This window comes from Actinoplanes oblitus, assembly GCF_030252345.1.
Taxonomy (GTDB): Bacteria; Actinomycetota; Actinomycetes; order Mycobacteriales; family Micromonosporaceae; genus Actinoplanes; species Actinoplanes oblitus.
Window position 1 is genome coordinate 7,600,780 of record NZ_CP126980.1, and the last position, 26,881, is coordinate 7,627,660.

The 26,881-nt window shown below is 72.7% G+C and carries 20 protein-coding genes; 4 read left to right on the forward strand and 16 right to left on the reverse strand.

Going from position 1 to position 26,881, the window contains the following annotated elements; all coding sequences use genetic code 11:
- Nucleotides 1–6: 6 nt before the first annotated feature.
- The 15 genes from mltG to Actob_RS33850 all read right to left on the reverse strand — a co-directional run bounded on the left by mltG (nt 7) and on the right by Actob_RS33850 (nt 20,850).
- A complete protein-coding gene (mltG, locus tag Actob_RS33780) occupies nt 7–1,194 on the reverse strand; it encodes an endolytic transglycosylase MltG (protein WP_284915938.1) in 1,188 nt (395 codons plus the stop codon).
- On the reverse strand, nt 1,195–1,656 hold the full coding sequence (ruvX, locus tag Actob_RS33785) for a Holliday junction resolvase RuvX (RefSeq protein WP_284915939.1): 462 nt from the start codon (nt 1,654–1,656) through the stop codon (nt 1,195–1,197).
- Nucleotides 1,657–1,893: 237 nt separating this feature from the next.
- Nucleotides 1,894–4,575, reverse strand: coding sequence for an alanine--tRNA ligase (alaS, locus tag Actob_RS33790; RefSeq protein ID WP_284915940.1), 2,682 nt, complete (start codon nt 4,573–4,575; stop codon nt 1,894–1,896).
- Nucleotides 4,572–4,862 (reverse strand): hypothetical protein, encoded by a 291-nt coding sequence (locus tag Actob_RS33795; RefSeq protein ID WP_284915941.1) that lies wholly within the window; start codon nt 4,860–4,862, stop codon nt 4,572–4,574. The genes alaS and Actob_RS33795 overlap by 4 nt, the downstream gene beginning before the upstream one ends.
- A 26-nt stretch (nt 4,863–4,888) precedes the next feature.
- A complete protein-coding gene (locus Actob_RS33800) occupies nt 4,889–5,338 on the reverse strand; it encodes a DUF948 domain-containing protein (RefSeq protein ID WP_284915942.1) in 450 nt (149 codons plus the stop codon).
- Between the two features lie 80 nt (nt 5,339–5,418).
- Nucleotides 5,419–6,429 carry a hypothetical protein gene (locus Actob_RS33805; RefSeq protein ID WP_284915943.1) on the reverse strand — a complete coding sequence of 337 codons (1,011 nt, stop codon included), beginning with the start codon at nt 6,427–6,429 and terminating at the stop codon, nt 5,419–5,421.
- Between the two features lie 4,229 nt (nt 6,430–10,658).
- On the reverse strand, nt 10,659–12,410 hold the full coding sequence (locus Actob_RS33810; protein WP_284915944.1) for a replication-associated recombination protein A: 1,752 nt from the start codon (nt 12,408–12,410) through the stop codon (nt 10,659–10,661).
- A gap of 128 nt (nt 12,411–12,538) precedes the next feature.
- A complete protein-coding gene (locus Actob_RS33815) occupies nt 12,539–12,760 on the reverse strand; it encodes a hypothetical protein (protein WP_284915945.1) in 222 nt (73 codons plus the stop codon).
- Entirely contained in the window at nt 12,760–14,034 is a 1,275-nt protein-coding gene (locus Actob_RS33820) for an MFS transporter (protein ID WP_284915946.1), read from the reverse strand. The genes Actob_RS33815 and Actob_RS33820 overlap by 1 nt, the downstream gene beginning before the upstream one ends.
- A 2-nt stretch (nt 14,035–14,036) precedes the next feature.
- Complete coding sequence (locus tag Actob_RS33825; RefSeq protein ID WP_284915947.1) at nt 14,037–14,618, reverse strand: helix-turn-helix domain-containing protein; 582 nt, start codon at nt 14,616–14,618, stop codon at nt 14,037–14,039.
- 174 nt (nt 14,619–14,792) lie between these two features.
- Entirely contained in the window at nt 14,793–15,281 is a 489-nt protein-coding gene (locus Actob_RS33830) for a GyrI-like domain-containing protein (protein WP_284915948.1), read from the reverse strand.
- Nucleotides 15,282–15,347: 66 nt separating this feature from the next.
- A complete protein-coding gene (gene aspS / locus Actob_RS33835) occupies nt 15,348–17,150 on the reverse strand; it encodes an aspartate--tRNA ligase (protein WP_284915949.1) in 1,803 nt (600 codons plus the stop codon).
- 274 nt (nt 17,151–17,424) lie between these two features.
- Complete coding sequence (locus Actob_RS33840) at nt 17,425–18,147, reverse strand: hypothetical protein (protein WP_284915950.1); 723 nt, start codon at nt 18,145–18,147, stop codon at nt 17,425–17,427.
- 1,083 nt (nt 18,148–19,230) lie between these two features.
- A complete protein-coding gene (locus Actob_RS33845) occupies nt 19,231–19,575 on the reverse strand; it encodes a hypothetical protein (protein WP_284915951.1) in 345 nt (114 codons plus the stop codon).
- Between the two features lie 51 nt (nt 19,576–19,626).
- On the reverse strand, nt 19,627–20,850 hold the full coding sequence (locus Actob_RS33850) for an alanine racemase (RefSeq protein WP_284915952.1): 1,224 nt from the start codon (nt 20,848–20,850) through the stop codon (nt 19,627–19,629).
- A gap of 53 nt (nt 20,851–20,903) precedes the next feature.
- Here Actob_RS33850 and Actob_RS33855 point away from each other — a divergent pair, with 53 nt between their 5' ends.
- Nucleotides 20,904–21,830, forward strand: coding sequence for an aminoglycoside phosphotransferase family protein (locus Actob_RS33855; RefSeq protein WP_284915953.1), 927 nt, complete (start codon nt 20,904–20,906; stop codon nt 21,828–21,830).
- A gap of 65 nt (nt 21,831–21,895) precedes the next feature.
- Here Actob_RS33855 and Actob_RS33860 read toward each other — a convergent pair whose 3' ends face one another.
- Complete coding sequence (locus Actob_RS33860) at nt 21,896–23,524, reverse strand: beta-N-acetylhexosaminidase (RefSeq protein WP_284915954.1); 1,629 nt, start codon at nt 23,522–23,524, stop codon at nt 21,896–21,898.
- Nucleotides 23,525–23,598: 74 nt separating this feature from the next.
- Between Actob_RS33860 and Actob_RS33865 the strand changes: the two genes are divergently transcribed.
- From Actob_RS33865 to Actob_RS33875, 3 genes are read left to right on the forward strand one after another with little or no spacing between them, the layout of a single operon-like run.
- The gene (locus tag Actob_RS33865) at nt 23,599–24,987 is read left to right on the forward strand and encodes a helix-turn-helix domain-containing protein (RefSeq protein ID WP_284915955.1); all 1,389 of its coding nucleotides are present in this window, start codon (nt 23,599–23,601) and stop codon (nt 24,985–24,987) included.
- Nucleotides 24,984–26,354 (forward strand): amidohydrolase family protein, encoded by a 1,371-nt coding sequence (locus Actob_RS33870; RefSeq protein ID WP_284915957.1) that lies wholly within the window; start codon nt 24,984–24,986, stop codon nt 26,352–26,354. Before Actob_RS33865 ends, Actob_RS33870 begins: the two co-directional genes overlap by 4 nt.
- On the forward strand, nt 26,354–26,734 hold the full coding sequence (locus Actob_RS33875) for a RidA family protein (protein ID WP_284915959.1): 381 nt from the start codon (nt 26,354–26,356) through the stop codon (nt 26,732–26,734). The genes Actob_RS33870 and Actob_RS33875 overlap by 1 nt, the downstream gene beginning before the upstream one ends.
- The last annotated feature ends 147 nt before the right edge of the window (nt 26,735–26,881 follow it).

The window sequence follows — 26,881 nt, forward strand, 5'->3', positions numbered from 1 at the left end:
GGCAGCTCAGTTACCGCACAGCGGAATGCCGTTCTTACAGGCCTTCCGGATGTTCGCCCGGTGTTCGTCGTTGGTCTTCCCGTACGCCATCGTGCCCTTCTTGTCGATGGTCACGAAGAAGAAGAACTGGTTCTTCGGCGCGTTGATCGCACCTTTCAGCGCGACCTCACCGGGATTGCTGATCGGACCGATCGCCATCCCCTTGACGTCATAGCTGTACGGATTCTTCGGGTCGTGCAGCTCGGAGGCGAGCAGCTTCTCCGAGGCCTTCGCGTCCTTCCCGCTGATCCGCAGCCAGTAGTTGACGGTGCTGTCCAGCTGCAGGCAGCCACACGGGAAGGTGCCCAGGTAGGCGCGGTTGTAGAGCACCCGCGCGACAGGGCCCATGTCCTCCGGCAGCAGCGCCTCGACCTGCGCGATCGAGCCCGCGACCAGCGCCTCGTACGGTGAGATGTGCAGTTTGCTGGTCGCCTGGTTGGCGAAGTCCAGCTCGTCCATCTCCGCGTTGAAGTGCTTGATCATCGTCTGCAGGATCTGGGTGGCGTTGGCATCCTTGGGGAACTCGTAGGTCGCCGGGTACAGGAAGCCCTCGATGTTGGTCTTGTCGACCTTCTTGCCGTCCTGACGCTTGAACCACAGCGCCGGCACGCCCAGTTTCTGCGGGTCCTTCGCCGCCTTCTTGAACTCGGCCGCCGGGATCTTCGTCGCCTGCGACAGCTTGTCGAAGATCTGCAGCGAGATCAGGCCCTCCGGGATGGTGACCTTGTTGACGTTCTTGTTCTTCAGGTCGAGCAGCGCGGTCAGCGCGTCAGCGGCCTTCATCTCCTTGCGGAGCAGATAGGATCCGACCTGAATGTCCTTGCTTTTCGGGTTGTCCTTGGCGGCGTCGACGAAGGCCGCGGCGCTTTTCACCACACCCAGCTTGTACAGGGTGTTGGCGATCGCCGTCGCGGTGTCGCCGGACTTCACCTCGACGACCACCGAGCCGGTCCCGGGACCGGGGTAGTCCTCGGCCGAGAAGAAGCCCTTCACCTTGCCGATCCCGAAGTAGGCTCCGCCGCCGAGCGCGCCGAGCAGCACGATGACCAGGGCCATCGTGAGCAGCGTCCGGCCGCCGCCCTTCTTCTTGCGATGTCGCCAGCGACCCGGGTCCTCACCGGCCCCGTCGAATGCGGCATCCAACTCGTCGATCAATTAAGTCTGCCTCCGCTGCGCGTCCAGCCAGCCCTGCAGGATCTCCACGGCGGCCGCCTGATCGACGACCGCGCGCTGCCGACGCCCTCGGACGCCCCGTTCGCTCAGCCTACGGCTGGCGACGACCGTCGACATCCGCTCGTCGGAGAGGACGACCGGCCGCGGCGCGAGCACCTCGGCGAGTCGTTGCGCGTACGCCCGGACGTGGCCGGCCGCCACGCCCTCGCGCCCGTTCAGCGCGACCGGGAGCCCGACGACGATCTCGACCGCCTCGTGCTCGTCGGCCAGCCGGGCCAGCTCCGCCAGGTCGGTGGGGAGCTTGTCCTCGCCGGCCTGCTGGTCCCGTGCCACGGTCGCCACCGGACTGGCCAGAATGCCGTCCGGATCGCACTTGGCGACCCCGACACGCACCTGTCCGACGTCCACCCCGAGGCGTACGCCCCGGGTGAAGCCGTGCGTCACGCTCTCTCCCCGCACACCAGCAACCCGCGTCTCCCTGTCCCCGGCCCAGTCTTTTCGAAAAGCGAAGGAGCTATTCATCAACGAAAGTCCATGAAAGGCTCCCGATCGCGGGCAAAGCTTAACCGCTGCGCCCGCCGATACGCGGGCCCCCTGTGCCGCCGCTGAGAATTATCAAGAAAAAGGAAAGGATCCGTCGCGCTGCGCGACGGATCCTTTACCAGAACGCACTCAGACGATTCAGCTCGCCTCGGTCAGCGCCTTCTCGACCGCGGCCAGCAGGTTCGGCGCCTCGGCCGCCGGCACGCCACCGCCCTGCGCCAGGTCGGCGTTGCCGCCGCCCCGGCCGGACAGCGCGCCCCGGACCAGGTCACCGGCGGACAGGCCGCGGCCTTTCGCGGCCGCGTTGATCGCCACGATCAGCGTCGCCTTGCCACCCGAGCGGGCGGTCACCGCGACCACCGCCGGACGGGCCGGGTCGAACTTGCCGCGGATGTCCTGGGCCAGCGTGCGCACGTCGTTGCCGCCCGCGCCCTCCGGCGCCTCGGTACCGACGTAGGCCACCCCGCGCAGGTCCTTCGCCTGGTCGACCAGCGCGCTCGCCCCGGCCAGTACCATCTGCGCCCGCAGTTTCTCCAGCTCCTTCTCCGCGTCGCGCAGCGCCGTGACGGTCTGCTCGACCCGGTCGGCGACCTGGTCGCCGGGCACCCGGAACAGGTCGGCCAGGCGGGACACCAGCAGGTGCTCCTTGGCCAGGAAGCCGAACGCGTCGATGCCCACCAGGGCCTCGACCCGCCGCACCCCGGAGCCGATCGACGACTCGGTGAGAATTTTCACCAGGCCGAGCTGGCCGGACCGGGACACGTGGGTGCCACCGCACAGCTCCCGGGCGTAGTCGCCGACCTCGACGACCCGGACCTCGTCGCCGTACTTCTCGCCGAACAGCGCCATCGCGCCCAGCCGGCGCGCCTCCTCCTGCGAGGTGACGAACGCGTGCACCTCCAGGTCACGCAGCAGCACCTCGTTGATCTGCTGCTCGACGTCGAAGAGCACCGACGGGTTGACCGCGCCCGGGGTGTGGAAGTCGAACCGCAGCCGGCCCGGCGCGTTCAGCGAACCCGCCTGGGTCGCCGACTCGCCGAGGAAGTTGCGCATGGTCTGGTGGACCAGGTGGGTCGCGGTGTGCGACCGGGAGATCGCCTTACGGCGGGTCACGTCGATCTCGGCCAGGCCGGACTCGCCCTCGCGCACCTCACCGCGGATCACCCGGGCCTTGTGCACGATCAGGCCGGGGATCGGCTGCTGCACGTCGACGATCTCGAGCTGGCCGCTGCCCACCTTGATCACACCGGTGTCGGCCTGCTGGCCACCGCCCTCCGCGTAGAACGGGGTGGTGTCCAGCACCAGCTCAACGAAGTCACCCTCGCCGGCCACCTCGACCCGGCCCCGATCGGTGATCAGCGCCCGGACCCGGGACTCACGGGAGATCTCCTGGTAACCGGTGAACTCGACGTTGCCGCCGGCGTCCAGCGCCGAACGGTACGCCGAGAGGTCCGCGTGGCCGGTCTTGCGCGCCGCCGCGTCCGCCTTCGCCCGGGCCCGCTGGTCGGCCATCAGCCGCCGGAAACCCTCCTGGTCGACCGACAGGCCCTGCTCCTGCGCGATCTCCAGGGTCAGGTCGATCGGGAAGCCGTACGTGTCGTGCAGCTGGAACGCCTTGTCGCCGGAGAGCTGCCGGCCACCCGACGTCTTGGTCTCGCTGATCGCGGTGTCCAGGATCGTGGTGCCGGAGCGCAGCGTGCCGAGGAAGGTCTCCTCCTCCTGGTACGCGTACGTGGAGATCCGCCCGAACTCCTCGGCCAGCTCCGGGTACGACGGCGACATGCAGTCCCGCGCGATCGGCAGCAGCTCGGTGAACGCCGGCCCCTGCCAGCCGAGCAGGCGGATCGCCCGGATCGCCCGGCGCATGATCCGGCGCAGCACGTAGCCACGGCCCTCGTTGGACGGGACGATGCCGTCGCCGATCAGCATCAGCGCGGTGCGCACGTGGTCGGCGATCACCCGCAGGCGTACGTCGTCGGGGTGGCTCTGGTTCGCCGCGTGCCCGGAGTGCGCGCCGTACTTCTTGCCGGTCATCTCGGCCGCGCGGGACAGGATCGGGCGGACCTCGTCGATCTCGTACAGGTTGTCGACGCCCTGCAGGATCGACGCGATGCGCTCCAGGCCCATGCCGGTGTCGATGTTCTGCTTCGGCAGGTCACCGACGATCCGGAACTCCTCCTTCGAGGTCACGTCGGTGATCTCGTGCTGCATGAAGACCAGGTTCCAGAACTCCAGGTACCGGTCCTCGTCGACCTCCGGGCCGCCCTCCTTGCCGTAGTCCGGGCCGCGGTCGTAGTAGAGCTCCGAGCACGGGCCGGCCGGGCCGGGGATGCCCATCGACCAGAAGTTGTCCTTCTTGCCGCGGCGCACGATCCGCTCGGCGGGCAGGCCGGTCTGCTTCCAGATCTCGATGGCCTCGTCGTCGTCGAGGTAGACGGTCGCCCAGATCTTCTCCGGGTCGAGCCCGAAACCGCCCTGCTCGACCGGTTTCGTGGACAGCTCCCACGCCAGCGGGATGGCACCCGCCTTGAAGTAGTCGCCGAACGAGAAGTTGCCGTTCATCTGGAAGAACGTGCCGTGCCGGCTGGTCTTGCCGACCTCGTCGATGTCCGGCGTCCGGATACATTTCTGCACGCTCGCCGCCCGCTGGTACGGCGGGGTGCGCTGGCCCAGGAAGAACGGCACGAACTGGACCATGCCGGCGTTGATGAACAGCAGGTTCGGGTCGTCGATGGCCGGCAGCGGGGCACTCGGGACCACCGTGTGCCCGTTCGCCTCGAAATGCGCCAGAAAGCGCCGCTTGACTTCCGCCGTCTTCATCGATTTCCCTCCTGCGAACCGGGCTGCGTGTCCTCGCGCAGCTCGGCGAATTTATCCTCGTACAGAACCCCCTCGGCGAACGCCTCGTGGATCTGTTCCTCCCGCTCGGCCATGCCGTCGCGGACGTCTTCCACGAAGCTACGCACCGACTCGACGAGCCCGCCAGCGGATTGCGAGAGCGAGGTGGCGATCCCGGTGGGCGTGAACTCCTCGGCCTTCTGCGTGAGCTTGCGCACGACGATGGCGCCGACGGCCAGGCCGACACCGAGCCAGAGCAGGCGTTTCATGACGGCGATCCCCTCTGTACCTGGGTTCAGCGACGCGCCCGGCGGCGCTGCTTGATCTCAGCGCGGACCTCGCGGTCCTCCTCGGCGTGCCGGCGGGCGGCCGTCGCCTTGCGCAGGCCGTAGCCGAACGAGGCCACCTTGACCAGCGGGTTGGCGGCCGCGGCGGAGGCCACGGTGACCAGGTTGGCGACGTTGGCGGTGATGTTCTGCGCGTGCTCGGTCATCGTGTCGACCTTGGCCAGCTGCAGGTTCACGCCGTCCAAAGAGACCTGGACCTGGCCGAGCGCGGTGTTCACATTCTCCACCGTGGTGTTCACGTTGCCGAGCAACGGCCCGGTGCGGTCGGTCACCTCATTGATCGCCCGGGTGGCGGCGTCCACGGTGCGGCCCAGCTTCAGGATCGGCACGGTGAGCACGAGAACGAGCATCAGGAAGGCGCCCGCCGCGATCAGACCAGCGATTTCTCCGGCGTTCATTAAGCGCGTCTCCTCTTCGGGTGGTCACGGATTCGGCGGGGACAACGTGCAGACCCTACCGTCCGTGACCACCACCCGCTTCACGACGCCTGGGGTGTCGGCTCCAAGAGTGGATCGGCGTCGTCCAGCGTCGGATCCGGGGTCACCCCGACCGGGCCCGGGTTCTTGTCGACTTTGCCGCGCTCGTCACCGATCTCGTACTGCACCTTGAGGCTGACCGTGGAGCCCTCACACTTGCCGACGCCGGCCCGGCCGGCCTCGGCCGCGTCGGTGCCGGCCGGCGGCACCGCCTCCTGCGCCACCTGGTCCACCGCGCAGCCGGGCAGGCTGACCAGCAGGTCCAGGTTGAACTCGTCACGTTTCCAGCACGAGTAGACGCCGTTGTCGGCCGGCACCTTCGTCTCCGGGCAGCCCTTGACCTGCCAGCGCTTCCACCCGGCCTCCTCCAGCGCCGTGGTGTAGGCCTGCGCGGTCTCCTTGAACGGGTGCTCCGACTCGGCCAGCCGCTCCCGCAGCCGGCACTCGATGAAGCACCAGCGGCTGCTGGTCGCCACGTCCTGCGGGTTCTTGGCCGCCCAGGCCGGCACGTCCAGCGCGTCCAGGGACGCGAAGACCGGGTCGTCGGCCATCGCGCGCAGCCCGAAGAAGGCCGGCAGCACCAGCAGCACCACGGCCGCCAGTGTGGACAGCGTGATCAGCCGCAGGCGCCGCTGGGTGCGCAGCCTCTGCCGCAGCTCACCGCGCAGGCCACCCTCCGGTTCGCCGCCGGGTTCGCTGTCGCTTCCGGATTTTTTCGGTACGCCCGGAGCAGCGCCCACCCTGGCCACCGCGATCGTCCCGGTCCCGTGTCCGGTACCGAGCCCGTCCTCCGGGCCGTCCCAGTCCTCCGGCGTGTCCCAGTCCGCGGAGCCGTCCCCGGCTCCGTCACCGGCCCAGTCCGCGGGGCCGTCGGCAGCCCCGTCCCCGGAGCCGTTCGCGAACCCGTCCCGGGGGCTGTTCGCGGGGGCGTCGCCGGGTGCGAAGCCGTCGTCCGGGCCGAAGCCGTCCTCCGGTGCGCTGCCCGGGACGGGCACGGACGCGGTTCCCGGCACCGAAGCCGAGCCGACTCCTCGGGGTACCACGACTGCCGAGGCCGCGCTGCCGGGCACGCTGGCAGCGCCGCGGCCCGGACCACCCGGACCGTTACCGGGCACGCCGGCACCGCCGCGACCCGGACCGTTCGGACCGTTACCGGGCACGCCGGCAGCACCGCGATTCGGACCACCCGGACCGCTACCGGGCACACTCGCCGCACCACGGCCCGCACCGTTACCCGGCACACCGGCAGCGCCGCGACCAGGGCCACTACCGGGCACACTGGCAGCGCCGCGACCCGGACCACCCGGACCGCTACCGGGCACGCTGGCAGCGCCACGGCCCGGACCGTCTCCGGGCACGCTCGCTGCACCACGACCCTGGCCATCCCCGGGCACGGTGGCAGCACCGCGTCCCGATCCGCCTCCCGGCACCGGGGCAGCGGCACGACCGGGGGCGGCCGGGCCGTTGGCGGCCGCCGCGCCTCGTGGCATGCCGCTGTGGTCACCGGCCTCCGCGGCGGCAGCCGATCCGGCGCCGCGCGGCATGCCGCCGGGGCCGTCGGCCTCCGGACCGCCGGGTCCGCCCTGACCGGGTGCCCCCGCCGGGGCCTGCCCACGTCCCGGGCCGGCCGGGCCGTTCCCGGGCACACTCGCGGCGCCGGGCACCCGGGCCGAGCCGTTGCCCCGCGCGCCGGCCGGGCCATTCCCGCGGCCACGGGCCGGAGCATTCCCCGGAGCGTTGCCCGGCGCCACCGACGGACCGCCACCGGGCCCACCCACGGGGCCGCCACGGGGCACACCCGCCGGGCCACCACCGGGTCCACCCGCCGGACCGCCACCGGGTCCACCCGCCGGACCGCCACCCGGCCCTCCCGCCGGACCGCGACCGGGCACACCCGCCGGACCACTGCCGGGCACACCCGCCGGACCGCTGCCGGGGACCCGTGCCGAGCCGGTGCCCGGACCACCCGGACCGGGCACCGCGGCGGCACCCGCGGCACCGACCCGCGCGGCGCCGGCCGCCGGCTTGCCTCCACGGCGTCCGGACGCCGGCGAGACAGGCCCGCTGGCCATGCCCCGTTCCGGAACGCCGGTCCCGGCCGCGAAGCCCTGACTCTGTTCCGGACCGGCGGGGCCGCGGCCCTGCTCCGGGACCGCACGGCGGCGGCGACCACGCGAAGTCGGCTGTTCGGGCCCACCCATGCCGGACGCGAAGCCCTGGCCAGCCTCGGGGCCATCGGCACCCGCCGGGAAACCCTGGCTCTGCTCCGGATCGCCCATGCCCGCCGGGAAGGCTTGGCTCTGACCCGGGCCGCCCGTCCCCGCCGGGAAACCCTGGCTCTGATTCGGGCCACCCATGCCCGCCGGGAAGGCCTGACTCTGACCGGGAGCGCCCATACCTGCCGGGAAGCCCTGACTCTGATTCGGGCCACCCATGCCCGCCGGGAAGCCCTGACTCTGACCGGGAGCGGCCATGCCTGCCGGGAAGCCCTGGCTCTGACCGGGAGCGGCCATGCCTGCCGGGAAGCCCTGGCTCTGGTCGGGAGCGCCTCGGCCGGCGGCGGAGCCGGGCTCGGCCGGCGCGCCGACCAGGTCAGCGAAGGACGAATCGGCCGGAATCCGGCCGCCGGGTGCCTCGCCGCGACCACGCCGACCCGGACCCGCCTGTCCCGGCACCGAGACGGCGCCACCGGGGGTCACGCCGGGCTGTCCGGTTTCGACCGCACGCCGGTCCGTGGTGAAGCCGTCCTCGTCCGGCTGAAGCTGACCGTTGTCGCCGCGCGGGGCGGGACGCTGGATGACACCCGAGGTGCTCTCCGCCATCGCACCCGCGCGACCGGGAACTGCCGGGGCACGCTTGCCTTGCCGGCCCGGCACGACCGGCGGTACCACGGCCGCGGCCCGGATCGGCCGGCCGTCACCGGGACCGATCCGCCGGGGACCGGGCACGTTGCCGGGTCCACCGGGCTGGTCGGGCCCCTGTGCCCCGCCCGGCGCGCCACCGGGAACCTCACCCTGCCGGCCCGGCATCCCACCGGGACGAGCAGGTCCACCGGGACCGCCCGGGCCGAAAGAGCCGCCGGAACCACCGGGTCCAGCGGGACCACCGGGTCCGGCAGGTCCACCCGGACCACCGGGGACAGCGCCCGGGCGACCGGGCCGGCGCTGAGGGGTGCCCGGCCCACCGGCCGGCATCCGCTGACCGGTGCCCGGGGCGCCGGGACCGCGCTGACCCGCGCCGGGGCCTGTGTCCGGAGCCTCATGCCGCCCGGTGCCCTGTTCCGGGACGGCGGCATGCCCGGCCCGGTGCCCGGCCCCACCATCCGGCTGAGCGTGCGCTCCGGAGACCGGACGCGCGGAACCACCACGGACCCCGCCGGGACCCTCCGGCGCGGCATGCGCACCCGAAACCGGACGCGCGGAACCACCACGCATCCCGCCTGGACCCTCCGGCGCGGCATGCGCACCCGAAACCGGACGTGCCGAGCCACCACGGACCCCGCCGGGACCCTCCGGCGCGGCATGCGCACCCGAGACCGGACGTGCCGAACCACCACGCATCCCGCCGACGGCACCCGCGGACCCGTCCGAGGCGGCGTGTGACGGAGCAGCATGCGAGGCCGGCGCACCGGAGACCGGTCGCGGTCCGCGTCCGCCGTAAGTGCCGTCCGGGGCCGCGTAGGAGCCTTCCGGCCCACCGGCGCCGGGCCGGCCGTAAGCGCCACCGGGGCCCGGGTGGGCGGTTTGTGGGCCACCGGCACCGGGCTGGCCGCCGTAACCACCGGGCTGCGTGCCACCGGGTGCGCCGGAGACCGGGCCGGCGGTGCCGTAGACACCGGGCTGGCCGGCGGCTTCGGCTCGGGCCCGGCGGTTGCGTCCGCGGCTGGTTCGCTCGGCGGGCTCACCCGGGGCGCCTCCGCCGGCCTGGCCACGGCCGCCTCGGCTGTCCTGGTCGGCGCCCGGGATCGGGCCGGTCTGATAGACGCTCGGCGGGACCGGGTCGGGCTGGTAGACGCTGGGCGGCACGGTGCCGCCGGGCACGCCGGCACCGGACGGCGGGATCGGGCCGGTCTGATAGACGGCGGGCGGGATCGGACCGGACTGCTGGGCGTCCACCCGCCCGGCGTCACCCCGGAACCGATCCCGGGCGGGACCGGCCGGGGACGTCGGGCGCATTCCGGGAGAGACCGGGCGTACGCCGGAAGTCATCGCACGAGGATCACCGGGAGTCGCGCCACGCGGATCGACAGGCGCCGCACCTCGCGGATCCGGCGCGGGACGCGCGCCGGGGATCTCCGGAGCGTTACCGGAGCGCGGCACCGCCGCCGCGGGAGTCCGGCCCGGCGGCATCTGACCGGGCGACACGGGATTCGGCGGTAGCTGCCCGCCGGCACCACGCTGACCGGGCGGCACCTGCCCACCCGGCATCGGACCCTGCGGACCGGGCCGCCCCGGCGCCGCTCCGGGCGGCATCTGCCCAGGCTGCATCGGACCCTGCGGACCAGGCCGCCCCGGCGCTCCACCGGCCGGCGTCTGGCCGGGAATCGGACCGGACATCTGACCGGGCACCGGCTGACCACCGGGAACCGGACCACCCCGATGGCCGGGCGGAACCGCGCCGGGCGGCATCTGTCCTTGCGGCCCGGGGCGCCCCTGCGGGCTGGGCTGTCCCTGCGGACCGGGCTGTCCCTGCGGACCGGGGCCACCCGGCCCCATCCGGCGGACCGGCGGTGCCTGCCCCGGACCGACCGCTCCCGGAACCGCCGCCCCGCCTGCCGGACCACCCGCAACCGGACCGGGACGCTGCACCGGACCGGTGTACTCGCCGGAGCCCGCCTGCCAGCCGGGCGCGGGCTGCCGCTGCACCGGACCGGAGTACTCACCGGAGCCGGCCTGCCAGCCGGGCGCGGGGCCGCCAACAGGCCGGGCGGCCGGGCCGTCACCGGCCGGCTCGTCGTGATCGAAACCGGCGCCGAAGACCGGTCCGTCCTCGTCCGGGCGGTCCTCCGGGCCGGGTGCCATCCGGCCGGACTTGCTGGTGCGGGCCTCGCCGGGCGCGGCACCGGGGCCGATCGCGCCGCCCTGCTCCTTGGCCGTCCACAGGTCGTCGAGCCAGCCGGTCTCCTCGCGCGGGACCTCGACCGGCTCGGCCGGCTGCTCGGCGCGGCCACGCCCGAAACGGCGGCCCTTCTTGCCGCCGCCCTGCCCGGCGTCGTCGTCGGGCCGTTCGGCTCCGCGCGGAGTCACGGCTGTTCCTTCCCGGCGGCGTCGCCGCTCTCGTCTGACCGCATCACGTCACCCTCGGCATCCGGCCCGGCCGCCGCCGCACCCGATCCCGTCACCGCCCCCGGAGGACCCGCGAGCCCGCCCGGCCCGGATCCGTCCACCGGCCCCGGATCCGCCACCGGCCCGGAACCACCCGCCGAACCCGGATCCGCCGCCGGCGGCTCCGCGGGAGCGGCAACCGCCGGACCACCGGACGCCGGATCGGTCACCGCCGGCTCCGCCGACGTGGCGACCGGGCCGCCGGCCGCCGGGTCCGCCGAACCGGCGGCCACCGGCGACTGTGACGCATCCGGGCCCGGAGCACCACCCGCCGCGCGGTCCGTGCTGATCGCCGAAGCGGCACGGGGACCCAGCCCCCGCACGATCCGGCGCAGACGCGGCACCCGTTCGCCCACGGCGCGTTCAGCCCCGTGCTCGGTCGGCCGATAGTAGTCGGTGCCGACGAGATCGTCGGGGACGTACTGCTGCCGGACGACACCTCGTGGGTCGTCGTGCGGGTACCGATAACCGCGACCGTGACCAAGACCACGCGCGCCGGAGTAGTGCGCGTCGCGCAGGTGGTTCGGCACCGGTCCACCCCGGCCGGCCCGTACGTCGGTGATGGCCGCGCCGATCGCCGTGGTGACGCTGTTCGACTTGGGGGCGGTGGCCATGTGCACCACCGCCTGGGCCAGGTTGAGCTGGGCCTCGGGCATGCCGATCAGCTGCACCGCCTGAGCCGCGGCGGTGGCCACCAGCAGGGCCTGCGGGTCGGCCATCCCGACGTCCTCGCTCGCGAAGATCACGATGCGCCGGGCGATGAACCGCGGGTCCTCGCCGGCCACGATCATCCGGGCCAGGTAGTGCAGGGCGGCGTCCGGGTCGCTACCCCGCATGCTCTTGATGAACGCGCTGGTCACGTCGTAGTGCGCGTCGCCGTCCCGGTCGTAGCGCACGGCTGCCACGTCGACCGCGCGCTCGGCGGTGGCCAGGTCGATCTCGGTGGCGCCCTGGGCGAGCGCGGAACCGGCGGCGGCCTCCACGGCGGTCAGCGCCTTGCGCACGTCGCCGGCGGCCAGCCGTACGAAATGGTCCTCCGCCTCGGCCGACACGGTGACCGCGCCGCCCAGCCCGCGCGGATCGGTGATCGCGCGCCGGATCAACCGGCGGACGTCGTCCTCCCGCAGGGCCTGCAGGGTCAGCAGGACGCAGCGGGAGAGCAGCGGCGAGATCACCGAGAAGTACGGGTTCTCGGTGGTGGCGGCGAGCAGCGTGACGGTGCGGTCCTCGACCGCGGCGAGCAGCGAGTCCTGCTGGGTCTTGCTGAAACGGTGCACCTCGTCGATGAACAGGACGGTCGGCGGGCCGCCGCGCCGGCGCTCGGTGCGGGCCGTGTCGATCACCGCGCGCACGTCCTTCACCCCGGCGGTGAGTGCGGACATCGCCACGAACTTGCGGTCGGTGGCGTGCGCGACCAGGTGCGCGATGGTGGTCTTGCCGGTGCCGGGCGGCCCCCAGAGGATCACCGACATCGGGCTGGACCCGGTCACCAGCTGCCGCAACGGCGCACCGGGGGCGAGCAGGTGCTGCTGCCCGACGAGCTCGTCGATGCTGGCCGGGCGCATCCGGACGGGAAGGGGGGCGTCCGCCGCGGGTGTGCCGAATCCGGCGGCCGGGGCCTCCGTCGATCGGCCCGGCTGCGCGAGTGAGAAGAGCCCGTCCATTTCCATCGCAACCGACAGTACCGGCCGTCCGGGGCCGATCCGAAATGCGACCTCGCCACCTGTGGACACGCTCCCGGCCCGCTAACGCACCGCTACTGAGCGTGTGCGCGCGGGCCGGAGAAGAGCGCTGAAACTCAGCCGCGGCCGGGGCGGCGGCCGTAGAAGCGGCGGCCGGAACCGGAGCCGGAGCCGAAGGTCGGGCCGCTGCCGACGCCCGCCAGGTAGAGAGCGAGCAGCAGCAGGCCGAGCGACGCCATGGTGGAGAAGTTGAACAGATCGGGAGCGCCGAAGTTGGTGTCGAGCAGGTCGGCGAGCAGGTAGATGCCGAAGACGACGGCGGCGGCGATGGCGAGCATCAGGTTCCTCCGGGGGTGAGAGCCGATGTCGGGCTGGTACCCGTATCGATGGGTCCCCGAAACTTGGGTTTCACCAGATAGAGCGGGGCGGCCGCGGCGAGCACCAGACCACCGGCCACGATCGCCGCGCTGACGCTCACGCACTGTGCGAACGCGGTCAGCAGGATCGCGCCGACCGCGAAGCCGGGCTGGCCGACCATCGAGTTGAGCGACAGCAGGCTGGTCCGGTACTCCCCCGCGGCCTGACGGTGCAGCAGGCCGGCGTGCACCGGGTTGGCCGCGCCGTGCACGGTGTAGGTGAGCAGGAAGCCGATGATCACCCCGGCCGGGCCGGCCAGCAGCCCCATCCCGACGATGGTCAGGCCCTGCAGGATCCGCAGCGCGAAGCCGGTCCACGGCGCGCCGATCCGCCGGACGAGCAGCGGGATCAGCGCCGCGCCGGCCGCCGAGGCGCCCCACGCGGCCGAGCTGGCCGGGCCCATCAGCGCGGCGGCCGCGTCCTGGTCGGCGAGCACCTCGCTGAGCCGGATCGGCATCAGCTTCTCGAAGGTCACCATGCCGAAGCTCCACAGCAGCTCCACCGTGATCAGCGCGAGGACCACCCGGGAGCGGCGGACCAGGCCGAGCGCCGAGCCGATCGCCACCGGCACGCCGCGGACCGAGGCGATCCAGGCCGCCGGCCCCCGGGCGGTGCGCTCCTCGGTCATCAGCAGCGCCACCGCCACCGTGCTGACCGCGCTCAGACCGAGGGCGACCAGCAACGGTTCGGTCAGCGCGCCCACTGCCCCGATCGGACCGAGCCAGATCAGGCCACCGCTGACCAGTGCCCCGGCGGCGACGGCCAGGCTGCACGCGACCGAGCCGTGACTCAGGCCGGTCTCGAGGTCGGCCGTCCGGTCGGCGGCCAGCGACGCGTCGACATACCAGGAGTCGAGCGGCCCGCTGTCCAGCGCGCGGAAGACGCCCTGCAGGAACCAGGCCAGCGCGAACAGGGCGACAGTGCCGGCGAAGCACATCACGGTCAGCGAGAGCAGGTTGACCGCGCCGGCGATCAGCAGCACCGGGCGCCGGCCGAGCGCGTCGGCCAGCCCACCGGTGGGCAGCTCCAGGACCAGCACGGTGATGCCCTGGACGGCGGCGGTCACGCCGGCCTGCGCGATCGTCAGCCCCCGGTCCAGCGGGAGCAGCGTGGTCAGCGGCACGGTGAGGCCGACCGGCAGCCAGCGGACCACGATCAAGAACAGATACCGGAGGCGGATTTCGCGTACGCCCATTGTCACGTCCCGCCCTCGATCCGCGGGAGACCGGCGACGTAGAGGGCGACCGGCCGCGCGTCGGGGCCGGGAGCGTCCGCACCCAGGCGCCGGTACCGGTCGACGACCTCCTCGATCTCGCGGAGCATGGCCCGGGTCTGCGCCGAGCCCAGGTGCAGCAGGTAGTCGGAGATCTCGGCGGTCTCCTGCCAGCTCGCCGGCTCGTCCGGCAGCGCGCGCCGCCAGTTCTGCGCGAGCTCGGCGAAGCGGCTGACCTGGAACGCCTCCAGCCACTCGGCGGCCGCGGTGGCCTCCGGGTCGCCCTCGTAGTGACTGCGCCGCCAGCTGCTCATGTCGTGCGCGGCCCGCCACCACCGCTGCCGGCCGCCACCGGCACGGTCCTCCTCGGTCACCAGGCCGACCTCGGCGAGCTGGCGCAGGTGGTAGCTGGTCGCGCCGGTGTTGGTGCCCAGGTCGGCGGCGAGCCGGGTGGCGGTGGCCGGGCCGGCGAGCCGGAGCCGGCCGAGCAGCCGGAGGCGCAGGGGATGCGCCAGCACGCGGATCTGCCGGCCGGAGAGGTGTACCTGGGTGAGATCGTCGGCCATGGATCCACAATAACTGTGCATAGAAGTTGTGCAAAGGAATTGTGGAGGGACCACGGATGCCGCCCGGCGGTCGCCGGGCGGGTCTGGAGCGGGCGGCGCTCGCGGGTGGCCACGGGCGGGGTGGGGTGGGCGCGCTGCGATGCCCGGGGAGGTGACAGGCGTACGAAATGGGTGTCAATCGGCCAGTTTGAAGAGCAGGGCCGTTTCCCACTTGTGCATGTCGGGCTGCTCGGCCGGGTTGGTCATCAGGATCTCGACGCGGGCGTTCCAGCGCTCACCCGTCGGCGTCGGAGTCATGTCCCAGCTCAGGCCCTTGCGCTGGGCCCAATCCAGCAGGCGGGCGGTGACGCTCATCAATTGATCGGGGTGGCCGACATGGGTGACGGTGGCGTAGCGGCCGGCGGGCAGCGTGTCGACGAAGTGGGGCGGATCCACCGGAACCGGGCCGGCGACCGGGATGCCGGCCTCGACGACCATCTCCGCCGCCATGTCGATCACGCGATAGCGGAAGAACGGCGCGCCGGTGACCCGCACGCCGCGCTGCGCCAAGCCGGCGAACATGGTGGGCAGGTGATCGGCGACGCGGGCGAACTCGATCATGGTGATCGATTCGCGGCGCCCGACGTAGGGCTGCTCGGCGCACTGGACGATGGTCGGCTCCACGCGGACCAGTCTCACAAAACAGTGGTGGCCCCGCATCCTCACGCGGGGCCACCACTGTCGACAGGGCTAGTTGGAACGCTCCACCGGGACGGCCTGGCCGTCGGTGCCGGGCGTGCCGGCGGTCGCCTTCGGCTTGGCGTCGACGCCGGCCTCCAGGCGCTGCTGCGCGGTGATCGGGGTCGGCGCACCGGTCAGCGGGTCGAAGCCGCCGCGGCTCTTCGGGAACGAGATGACCTCGCGGATCGAGTCGAACCCACCGAGCAGCATGCAGGCGCGGTCCCAGCCCAGCGCGATGCCGGCGTGCGGCGGCGGGCCGTACTTGAACGCCTCGAGCAGGAAGCCGAACTTGTCCTGCGCCTCCTCCGGGGTGATGCCGAGCAGGTCGAAGACCCGGCTCTGCACGTCACCGCGGTGGATACGGACGCTGCCGCCGCCGATCTCGTTGCCGTTGCAGACGATGTCGTACGCGTAGGCGAGCGCCTGGTCGGGGGCGGTCTCGAACTTGTCGAGCCACTCCTCGTTCGGCGAGGTGAAGGGGTGGTGGACGGCGGTCCAGCCACCGTCGTCGGTCCGCTCGAACATCGGAGCGTCGACGACCCAGCAGAACGCCCAGGCGTCCTCGTCGATCAGCTTGGCGCGCTTGGCGATCTCGATGCGGGCCGCGCCGAGCAGCTCCTGCGCCTCCCGCCGGTCGGTGCTGGCGGCGAAGAAGACCGCGTCGCCCGGCTTGGCGCCGACCGCGTCGGCCAGCCCCTCCAGGTGAGCGGCGGACAGGTTCTTCGCGACCGGGCCGCGCGGGGCGCCGGTCTCCGCGTCGAGCACGACGTAGGCCAGGCCGCGGGCGCCCCGCGCTTTCGCCCAGTCCTGCCAGCCGTCCAGCTCCTTGCGGGTCTGCGCGGCGCCACCCGGCATCACGACGGCGCCCACGTAGCCACCGGCGTCGATCGCCCCGGCGAACACCCGGAACTCGGTGCCGCGCAGGTAGTCGGTGAGCTCGGTCAGCTCCAGGTTGAAGCGCAGGTCCGGCTTGTCGGAACCGTACCGGTTCATCGCGTCGTGCCAGGTGATCCGCGGGATCGGCAGCGGGATCTCGTAGCCGGCCAGCTCGCTCCAGAGCTTCGAGACGATCTCCTCGCCCAGCTCGATGATGTCGTCCTGCGTGACGAACGACATCTCGATGTCCAGCTGGGTGAACTCCGGCTGCCGGTCGGCGCGGAAGTCCTCGTCGCGGTAGCAGCGGGCGATCTGGTAGTAGCGCTCCATGCCGGCCACCATCAGCAGCTGCTTGAACAGCTGCGGGGACTGGGGCAGCGCGTACCACGTGCCGGGCTGCAGGCGGACCGGCACCAAGAAGTCGCGGGCGCCCTCCGGCGTCGACCGGGTCAGGGTCGGCGTCTCGATCTCGTTGAAGTCGCGGGCGTGCAGCACCTCGCGGGCGATCTGGTTGGCGCGGCTGCGCAGGCGCAGCGCCTTGGCCGGGCCGGAGCGGCGCAGGTCCAGGTAGCGGTACTTGAGGCGGATGTCGTCGGAGGCGGTGATCGTGTCGTCGATCGGCAGCGGCAGCGGGGCCGCCTCGGAGAGCACGGTCAGCTCGCTGGCGACCACCTCGATCGCGCCGGTGGCGAGCTCCGGGTTCTCGTTGCCGGCCGGGCGGGCGTTGACCTCGCCGACGACCTTGACGCAGAACTCGTTGCGCAGCGCGTGCGCGTCCTCCTCGCGGAAGACCACCTGCACCACGCCGGAGCCGTCCCGCAGGTCGACGAAGATGACACCGCCGTGGTCACGCCGGCGGGCCACCCAACCGGCGAGCGTCACCGTCGTGCCGGCGTCAGTTGCACGCAGGCTGCCGGCGTCATGGGTCCTGATCACGGAAACGACTCCTAACCGAGTTTCGCGGGGCGCACCCGACATTCTGTCAGCACCACGTCGGCGCCCGTCCCACGGGCCGGTTTAGCCCTGTTCGTCCCAGCCGGCTGTCTCTCTTGCGCACCTGCCACCAGCCTCGAGCCCCCTCCCCTGGCTCTCCTCACGCCGCCCGCCCTCTCGTCGCGCCGCCAGCCTCTCCCGCCCAGCCGCCCGCCTCCTTGCGCCTCTGTCCCTGAGCCGCTCCGTTCGTCCCTTCACTCCGCCGCATCCGCCCGCCTCACGTCGGAGCCAGCCAGGAGGTGGCTCTCAGGCTCGCCGCGCCGGTGCCACCCACCTCGCTGATCTCCACCAGCACCAATCGGGCCGGCTCCGCGGCGGTCAGCACGCAGAGCGCCGCGCCTTTCCGGACCTCCACCTCGACGCCCGGCCCCAGCGGCCCGGTCCGGATCGCCCGCAGGCACCCGGCCGCGTCGAGGCTCCCGTTCGCCACGCTGCTGCCGGCCACCGAGCCGATCGCCAGCGTCAGCCGGGCCGGCCCGTTACCGCACCGACTGTCATAGCGCAGGTCGGCGCCCTGCTCGGCAACCCCGACGCGAGGTTCGTCGAGGTCCAGGTAGACCAGCGCGGCACAGCCGATCCGCACATTCAGGGCCTCTTTCGCGTACGTCACCAGCGGCCCCACCGTGGCCCGCGCGGCCGTTGCGCTCGTCTCCGGCATCTCCATCGGCTTGGCGGCCAGCCGGTGCAGCAGCAGCCCGGTCGCGGCACTGCCGGCCAGCGCCAGCAGGCTGACCAGGAGCGCGGTGATCGCCAGTCGCCGCTGGTGCCGGGTCTCGGGCGTCGGGAGCCGCTCGGTGAGACCCTGCTCGGTAGGCCACCACGGCGTCTGGGAAACCTCCGTGCCGTCCGCACCCAGCCGCCCCATCTCGCTGTCCAGCCGCCACTTCGGCCGGTTCGGCCTGGGCGGGCCGGTGTCACCTCCGCCCGCCGGGCCAGCCACCTCCCCAACCTGCCGGCCCGCCCTGTCCCCCGCGCGCCGAACCACCCCAACCCCAAGCGGCCGCTCCTCCCCGGCCCCACCACGCCGGACCACCCCAACCCCGAGCGGCTGCTCCTCCCCGGCCCCGCCCTGCCGGACCACCCCAAGCCCGCGCGGCTGCTCCTCCCCGGCTGCGCCCTGCCGGACCACCCCAAGCCCGCGCGGCTGCTCCTCCCCGGCTGCGCCCTGCCGGACCACCCCAACCCCAAGCGGCTGCTCCTCCCCGGCTCCGCCCTGCCGGACCACCCTTTCCTGCGGCTGCCGGTCCGGCCCATCCCTACCTGAGCGGCTCGGGCTGTCGTCGGCCGGCCGGTTCACCTCGGCCCCGGACGACCGGCCCGCACTACCCTCCGCGTGTGCTCTCGGCGTCGGCACCGGCACGGGGGCTCCCGACTGCTGGGGATATGCCTGCCGGATCGAAGCCGGATGCCCACCCGGCACGCTTCCCGCCCGACCCACAGTCCTCGCCGGACGATCCGCCACCGGCCCGTCGCCTCCCACCGGCTGCCCAGACGTCGGCACGTCCCGGCTCACCGGAATCTCCACCACCACCGGGGCAGCCGCCGCCCGGCCGTCCCGGTCCACCCGAGCACCGCCTCGCGGCCTGGCCGCCCCGACTGCCCGGGTGCCCCTCGCAACGGGAATCCTCGGAGCGACGTGGATGTCCGAGGCAACCGCCGGACTGACCTGACCGGCCAGCCCCGCCCGGTCACCGGCGTCCCCAGTACCACCGGCGTCATCCCCAGCACCGGCGTCATCTCGACCGCCGTCATCCCGGAGTGCGCGCTCATCAGCGCTCCCGGAAGAGGCCTGACCGGCATGATCTGCATAACTGGCTGCGCGAAAAACAGGCAAGAGGAACCCCTCCAGCGAGTAGGCAAAACCTCCCAAATAGGATAAGTAGCTTCGATCTTCCGCAACATCCCCCGCCGAGGCGACTCCCTCCCCTATCTCCCTGGCACAGGGTCCGCCTGTCGAAACCACCCACGGGCGAGCACCGGAACGACACTCGACGAGCCCACCTCGCCGGCCCGCGGCGAACCGTCACCTGAACTCGCGGACCACCTCGATCGTCCCGACGATGTGGTCGTTGAACTCCTCGAGCTCCTCGGCGGGCACCCACAGCTCGAGAATCGTGTCCCCGCCCGCCTGCCGCACCGGATAGCGAGCCGCAAACGCCGCGTCCACCTCGAATCTGGTCACGAACCCCACGCCCGAAGCGGGCACGTTCCAATCCCGAGCGATCATGACGGCGTAGTCCTCGTTGAGCACCGGGTAGAAGATCGGCTGGTCCGGCAGCCGCGGCGGCCACCGCCGCCATCCCGATGCCCGCACCAGATCGAGCTCCTTCGGCCCGGTGGGCCGCCAGAGGGTGAGTGTCTCCGTCATGAAGCGCAGTCTCCCCACATCGGCTCCGCCTGTCGCTCGCTTTCCAACGGGTCAGAAGTAGGTGTGCAGCACGTCCACCACCCGCCGCTCCTCGTCCACGACCGGAATGTCCCGCCACTTGTCGAACGCGGTGCACGGATGCGAGATCCCGAACCGCACCAGATCACCCGGCACCAGCTCGACACCGTCGGCCGTCTCCAGATAGGTGTGATGGTCATTGAGCCGGGTCACCCGCAAACCGTCGGCAGGCAACACGTCCGCCCCGGCGACACCGCCGGTTTCCTGGCCCGGGGCGCCGCCGGCCCGCCGGATCTCCACCGGCACCGGCAGCCCCTCGTCGAACGGAGCGTCCCGCTTACCCATCCCGGCCAGCGCCAACCCTGACTCGGGCACCGACAGCACCTGCGCCCAGATCTCCAGCGCCGCCACCAGCATGCCGTCCTCGGGCACCCGGGTGAACGGCGTCCGCTCCCGATAGAAGCCGTCGTCGTGAGTGACCGACGCGCCGCTGCGCAGGATCAGCCGTGCCCGCGCCGACAGGCCGGCCAGCCGCTCGGTCACCCGGTCGAACCACGCGCTCCCACCGGCCGAGACAATCGGCTGCCCGGGCAGCAACCCGGCCTCCGCCAGCCGCTCGAATCCGGCCACCAACAGGTCGAGGTAGGCGTCGACCCCCGGCTGTTCGGCGATCTGTCCCTCGTATCCGGTCACGCCGACGAGTTCGACACCTGGCTCGGCGACGGCGGCTCGGGCCACCTCGACCAGCTGATCGAGTGTGCGCACCCCGGTCCGCCCGCCGGGATGGCCGAACTCGACCAGCACCCGTGCCCCGCCCGCCGCGCCCGCCGCCCTCACCCCGGCCACCGAGTCGACCTGGAAATACACCTCCCAGCCCGCGGCGCTCTCCGCAGCCAGCCAACCCAGCGCGGCCGGATCGAGCACCTGGTTGGCGATCAACACCCGCGGCACACCGAGTCGCCGCAGCACGAGGGCCTGATTGGCGGTCGCCACCGTCAGCCCCCACGCGCCGGCACGCAGCTGGGCGTCGAACAGGCCGGGTGCCATGGTCGTCTTGGCGTGCGGCGCGAAGTCGAACCCATGCTGCCGGCAGTAGGCGGCCATGGCAGCGATGTTCGCCTCCACCGCGTCACGCCGCACCACCAGGAGCGGCCAGGTGAAGCCTCCGCCGAAGATGCTCGGCCGCTCCGCCGCGACCTGCTCGGCGGTCCGAGTGTCGTGTGGCAGCCAGAAGCCCTTGCTCCGCCAGTCGATCATCGCCCTCGCCCTTCCTCGGTCGTGGTCTTGTCGCCGATTGCCAGACTGCTCGCATGGTGAAGATCGCCCTGCCGGGCACGTTCCAGCGCCGGGTCATGGATTGCTGGGGCCTCGCCGGAACCCGGTGGCTGGCCGATTTCCCGGAGATCGCCAATCAGGTGCTGCGGGATTGGGATCTCCGCCTGGACCGCACCTATCCGCTGAGCCTGAACTGGGTGACCCGGGTCCACCGCGCCGACGGGTCGGCCGCCGTGCTGAAGATGGGTGTGCCGGAGTCGGAACATCTCACGCACGAGGTCGCCGCACTGGAGTTCTTCGGCGGGCGCGGCGCGGTCACGGTACTCGCCCGCGACGCCGCGCGAGGTGCCGTGCTCCTGGAGGAGGCCACACCCGGAGTTCAGGCGCGATCGCTGGTGCCGGATCGGGACGAGACCGCCACCGCCACGCTGATCGACGTCATGCACCGCCTGCACCGGCCGGCGCCGCCCGGCATCGCGCTCCCCGAACTCGCCGCGCGGCGAGCGTCCTTCGACGAACACCTGCTCCGTTTCCCGGCGGACGATCCGCTGCCCCGGCACCTGGTCGAGCTGGCCGGGCGACTGCTCACCGAACTGTGCGCCACCGCGTCCGAGCGAGTCGTCCTGCACGGCGACCTGCATCACGACAACGTCCTCACCGCGGGCCGTGAACCGTGGTTGGTGATCGATCCGCACGGCGTGGTGGGCGACCCGGGTTACGAGATCGGGGCGATGCTCTACAACCCGGACCCGATGGATGACGACGACACCGTCCTCGAACTGGTGCCGGCCCGGATCGAACAGCTCGCGGACGGGCTCCGCATGCCTGTCGAACGGGTCGTCTCCTGGGGTTTCGTGCAGGCGGTGCTCGCCGAGGTGTGGAATGCCGGCGGAGACAGCACCGGCACCCGCACCGGACGACCGCTGCGTCTCGCGCACCTGCTGCTGCGCCGTCTGCCCTGATCCGGACCGCGTGCCGCGGCCCGACCGGGCGCCGCGACCGATCCGCGCGACGCGATCAACGGCGATCATGCGGGTGCCTGCGTCAGGTCCGCGGTCATCTCGCGCAATTCCGCGAGACGATCACTGACGGTACGAGGATGGCCGGGCGCATCCGGTCGCGCGTCCCAGGGCCGGGGCCCGGTGAGTGGCCGATAGTTCACCCCGAGGGCGTCGAGCCGCCTCAGGTGGGTGGGCAGCCCTGCGGAAAACGTGGCGAAGTCGCGCTCAGCCGGGCCCCAGACCGTCTCGGCGAACGCGCAGAGCCGGGGAAACGCCTGGTAGTCCACACGGCGAGCGGACTCCATGTGCTCGGTCCAGAGGTTGGCCTGCCCGCCGAGGATCCGGCCGGCCTGCTCCGGGGTGAGGCCCGGCGGGATCGGATCGAAGGCGTGGACGTCGGCAAGGGTGAGCTGGGTGCCCACCGGGGTCGGCTCGGCCGGGTCGTCGGACTGCCGATAGTCCAGGTAGACAGCGGTGTCGGGGCAGGAGACGACGGCATGCCCGGCACGGGCCGCGTGGGCGGCGGGCCCGGCTCCCCGCCAGGCGGCGATCACCGCCCCGGGCGGCGCACCACCGGCCAGGATCTCGTCCCAGCCGAACACCCGGCGGCCCCGTGCGGCCAGACGCCCGGCCAGCCGGGCGGTGAACCAGGACTGCAATCGCTCGGGTCCGGCCAGGCCCTCGGCTCGCATTCTGGCCTGGGCGATCGGGCTGTCCCGCCACTCGTCGGCCGGGCACTCGTCGCCGCCGATCCCGATCAGCTCGCTGGGGAACAGGTCGCAGAGGTGGTCGAGCACCGCGAGGCAGAAGTCGACGGCGCCGGGTCCCAGATTGAGCACGTGCGGCGAGATGCCCCAGGAGCTGCGGACCGCACCGGCGAAACCATTACCGAGCGCCGGGTAGGCCGCGATCGCGGCCTGCATGTGCCCGGGCATGTCCACCTCCGGGACCACCGTGACGTGACGGGCCGCGGCATACGCCACGATCTCCCGCAGGTCGTCGTCGGCGTAGAAGCCGCCGTGCGGACGGGCGTCATAACGCTCGTGCTGCCGGGACCCCAGCATGGTGGCCGGACGCCAGGCGCCGACCGTGGTGAGTCGCGGCCACCCCGGCACCTCGATACGCCAGCCCTGGTCGTCGGTCAGATGCAGATGCAGAACGTTGAGCTTGTGGAAGGCGATCAGGTCGATCAGTCGGAGCACGTCGGCGACCGGCATGAAGTGGCGCGCGACGTCGAGCATGACGCCGCGCCAGCCGAAGCGCGGCGCGTCCTCGATCCGGCCGCCGGGCAGCGTCCACGGGCCGTCGGCGAGACCGGCGCGGCGTAACGTGGCTGGCGGAAGCAGCTGCCGCAGGGTCTGCAGACCATAGAAGACGCCGGCTGCGGAGCCACCGTGAAGGTCCACGCCGGCTGGCCGGATGTCCAATCTGTAGCCCTCGGCCGGGAGGGCCGGGTCGATCCGCAGGTGGATGCCGCCAGGGCCGGGCGGGAGGTGGCAGCCGGTGGCCGGGCTCAGCGTGCCGCGCAGCCAGCCGGCCACCTCGGTCAGCTCGGGACCGGCGTCGAGCGGGGTCGCCGGGTCGAGCGCGAAGCCGTCACCCCATGCCTGGATCCGGGCAGGCGTCGGGAACAGGCTCGTAAGTAGCTCGTTCATGGTGCCTCCTTGACCTGGCCCGCGTTTTCCTGGAGGCTACTACGAGCCACATACGAACCACCAGAGGAGACGCCATGATCATCGGAGTCGTGGTCCACTCCGGTCAGCGCGGCCGTTTCGCCGAGGCGGCTCGCACGCTGACCGGCGTCTCCTTCGCCTGGGCGGTCTACGAGCGCGAGGAGGAGATCCGCGACCGGGTCGGCGACCTCCTGTCCACCGGCACGCTGGACGGGCTGCTGCTCGGCCTGCTTCCCTTCGCACGGGCCCGCGACCTGTTGCCCCCGGGCCTGCCGGTGGCGGTGACCCGATCCGCGGCACTCGACCTGGCCCTCGCCTGGGCACGGGCGCGGGGCAACGGCTGGCCGGCGACTCCGGTCAGCATCGACACCTTCCCCGACGAGACGGTCACCGAGGTGGCTGCCGCGCTCGAGCTCGACCGATCCGCGATCGCCTCCCTCCCGTTCCGACCGGAGCAACCGGTGGCCGAGGTGGTCGCCTTCCACCGCGAGCGACTCGACGACACCGCCGCGCCGTACGTGATCACCGCACGCACCGCCGTGGCCGCCGCGCTGGACGGGCGGACCGCTGTGCTGCAGGCGGTGGCCACCCCCGGCACGATCCGAGCCGACCTGCACGAGTTGGTCCTGCGGGTGCGCGGCCGCCGGGCGGACGAGCAACGGTTCGCCGCAGCGGTCTTCCGTGCCCCGGTGCCGGGCGCCCGAGAGGCTCTGCGCCGGGCCCTTGCCGAGCTGCCCGAGCTGGCCGACGCCTGGATCGACGACCACGGGCCACGAGCGGTGATCGCCTTCGCGCCGGCCGGTGTCTTCCAGACCATGACGCGGCACTGGCTCCGGCTCCCGCTCGGCGAGGCGACCGGTTTCCACGGCGCCCGCCCGCCAGCGGATCCGCGGGACGCCGGCGACGACTCGGCGCCGCCTGACGACGGCGACGACGGCACGACGGGCCACGCCGTGCCGAGCAGCGGTGTGGTGATCGGTGACACCGCGGTCGGCTTCGGGATCGGGGCGTCGGCACGGGGCAGCGTGGCGCTGGCCGAGCAGGCGGCGGATCGTGCCGAGCGAGACGGTCCCGCAGCCGGCTATCTGATCACTGACGACGGTGTGATGATCGGCCCGATCGGCTCGGCGGGGCCACCGCTCACCTATACCTATCGGGAGCACGGCGGCCTGGAGGAGTTGGCCGGCCGCGCCGGGCTGAGCGCCGCCACGATGTCCCGGCTGGCAGCACTGGAGCGCTCACTCGGCGGCCGCCCGATCACCCCCGGGGAGTTGGCTCGCGCGTTGGGGATCACCGATCCGAGCGGGCGCCGCCTGATCCGCAAACTCGGTGAGGCCGGTCTGGTCGCCGGCGAGGGCAGCGCCCAGCCACATCAGAAGGGCCGTCCCACCCGGCTCTATCGGCTGGCGATCCAGGCCGCCCTGACCACGGGCGGCAGCCAATGACCTACGACCTGCTGCTGACGGGCGGGACGGTGCTGACCGCCGAGGCGCTGACGGGCGGGACGGTGCTGACCACCGAGGCGCTGACCAGCGAAACGGCACCGACCGATCATTCGCTGCCGACGGGCGGAGGAGAACCGGGCGGCCAAGCGTCGCTGCGCGGTGGGCCACTGGCCGGCGGCCGGATGGTGGACGTCGGGGTCCGCGACGGGAGAATCGCCGCGATCGGGCGGGACCTGCCTCGCGACGCGCGCCAGACGGTGGACGTCACCGGACGGCTCGTCACACCGGGCCTGATCGACTCGCACACCCACGTGGGCCCGGGCTATTGGGGGATCGACCCGGACCCGATCGCCTGGTGTTCCGGGGTGACCACCTGGGTCGACGCCGGGTCCGCCGGGGCGTACACCCTGGATGGCCTGCGCCGGGTCGCGGCCACCGCGACCGTACGCGTGCCCGCGCTGCTGAACATCTCCGCTGTCGGCCTGGCCGGGCGCACCGGCGAAAGCCGGGATCTGGCCAACTGCGACGTCGCGCTGGCGATCGACACCATTCAGGCGCATCGCGAGCTGATCCGCGGGATCAAGGTGCGCGTCGACCGGGAGACCGTTGGCGACAACGGAGTCGAGCCCCTGCGCCGTGGCCTGGCCGCCGCGGAGTCCTGCGGGGTGCCGGTCATGGTCCACATCGGCGCCGCTCCGCCGGAGCTCGACGAGGTCCTCGACCTGCTGCGCCCCGGTGACATCGTGACCCACTGCGCGAGTGGCATCGCCGCGCCACTCGGGCCCGCGGTGCGCGCGGCGGCCGGGCGCGGGGTGCTGCTCGACCTGGGGCACGGCTCCGGCGGTTTCGCCTTCGACGTGCTGGCGGCTCAACTGGACGCCGGTCTGCGTCCTCACACCGTCTCCACCGACCTGCACGCGCGCTCGCTGTACGGGCCGGTCTTCGATCTGCCCACCACGATGGCCAAGCTGCTGGCAGCCGGGATCCCGCTGGACGAGGTGTTCGCCGCGGCCACCCGGCATCCGGCCCGGGCGCTGGGCCTGCCCGGCGGGACGCTCGCGGTGGGCGCCCCCGCGGACTTGGCGGTCTTCGACGTGCGCGAGGAGGAGTTCCCGGTCGCCGACGCCCACCGGCAGGTCCGGATCGCGCCGATGCGGCTGGTGAACACGGCGACCTATGTGGCCGGGCGGCTGCTGACCCCGTGCCTGCCCGGCCCGCCGCCGCCGTGGGTCCCGCTCACCGACGCGCAGCGCGCCGCTCTGGCCGACCGCGCGCGCCACATCCGTGACCTGCTCGCCACGCCCCTGGTGGGCGTGGACGGGCTGGCCGAACAGTTCCCGAGAACCAACCAACCTAGGAGTTCCTGATGCCCAAGCGCGCTGTGATGACTGACAAGGCGGCACCGGTCGGTGGCCCGTACTCGCACGCGGTGGTGGCCGGCGACACCATCTACCTGGCCGGCGCGGTCCCGGCCCTGCCGGACGGGACATGGGTGACCGGCACTTTCGCGGAGCAGGCGCACGCCGCGTTCCGCAACCTGGCGGCGGTCGCCGAGGCGGCCGGCGCGAGCCTGGACGACGCCGTCCGGGTCGGGGTCTACCTGCGGGACTTCGGTGACTTCGCGGCGATGAACGAGATCTACCAGCAGTACATCAAGGGCGAGAACCGCCCGGTCCGCACCACCCTGCCGGTCCCCCTGGTCGGCTTCGACATCGAAATCGACGCCATCCTCTACGTCGGCGACTGACCCCGGCGGCTGGCCGAAACAGCGCGGCACGGATCGGTCCGGCACAGGACCGATCGGCAGCGCGGAGAGGCACGGCGGGGACAGGGTGACCGCGGATGGCGAGCAGACCGGGCCGGGAAGGGAGGGCGGATAGGCCGGGACACTCCT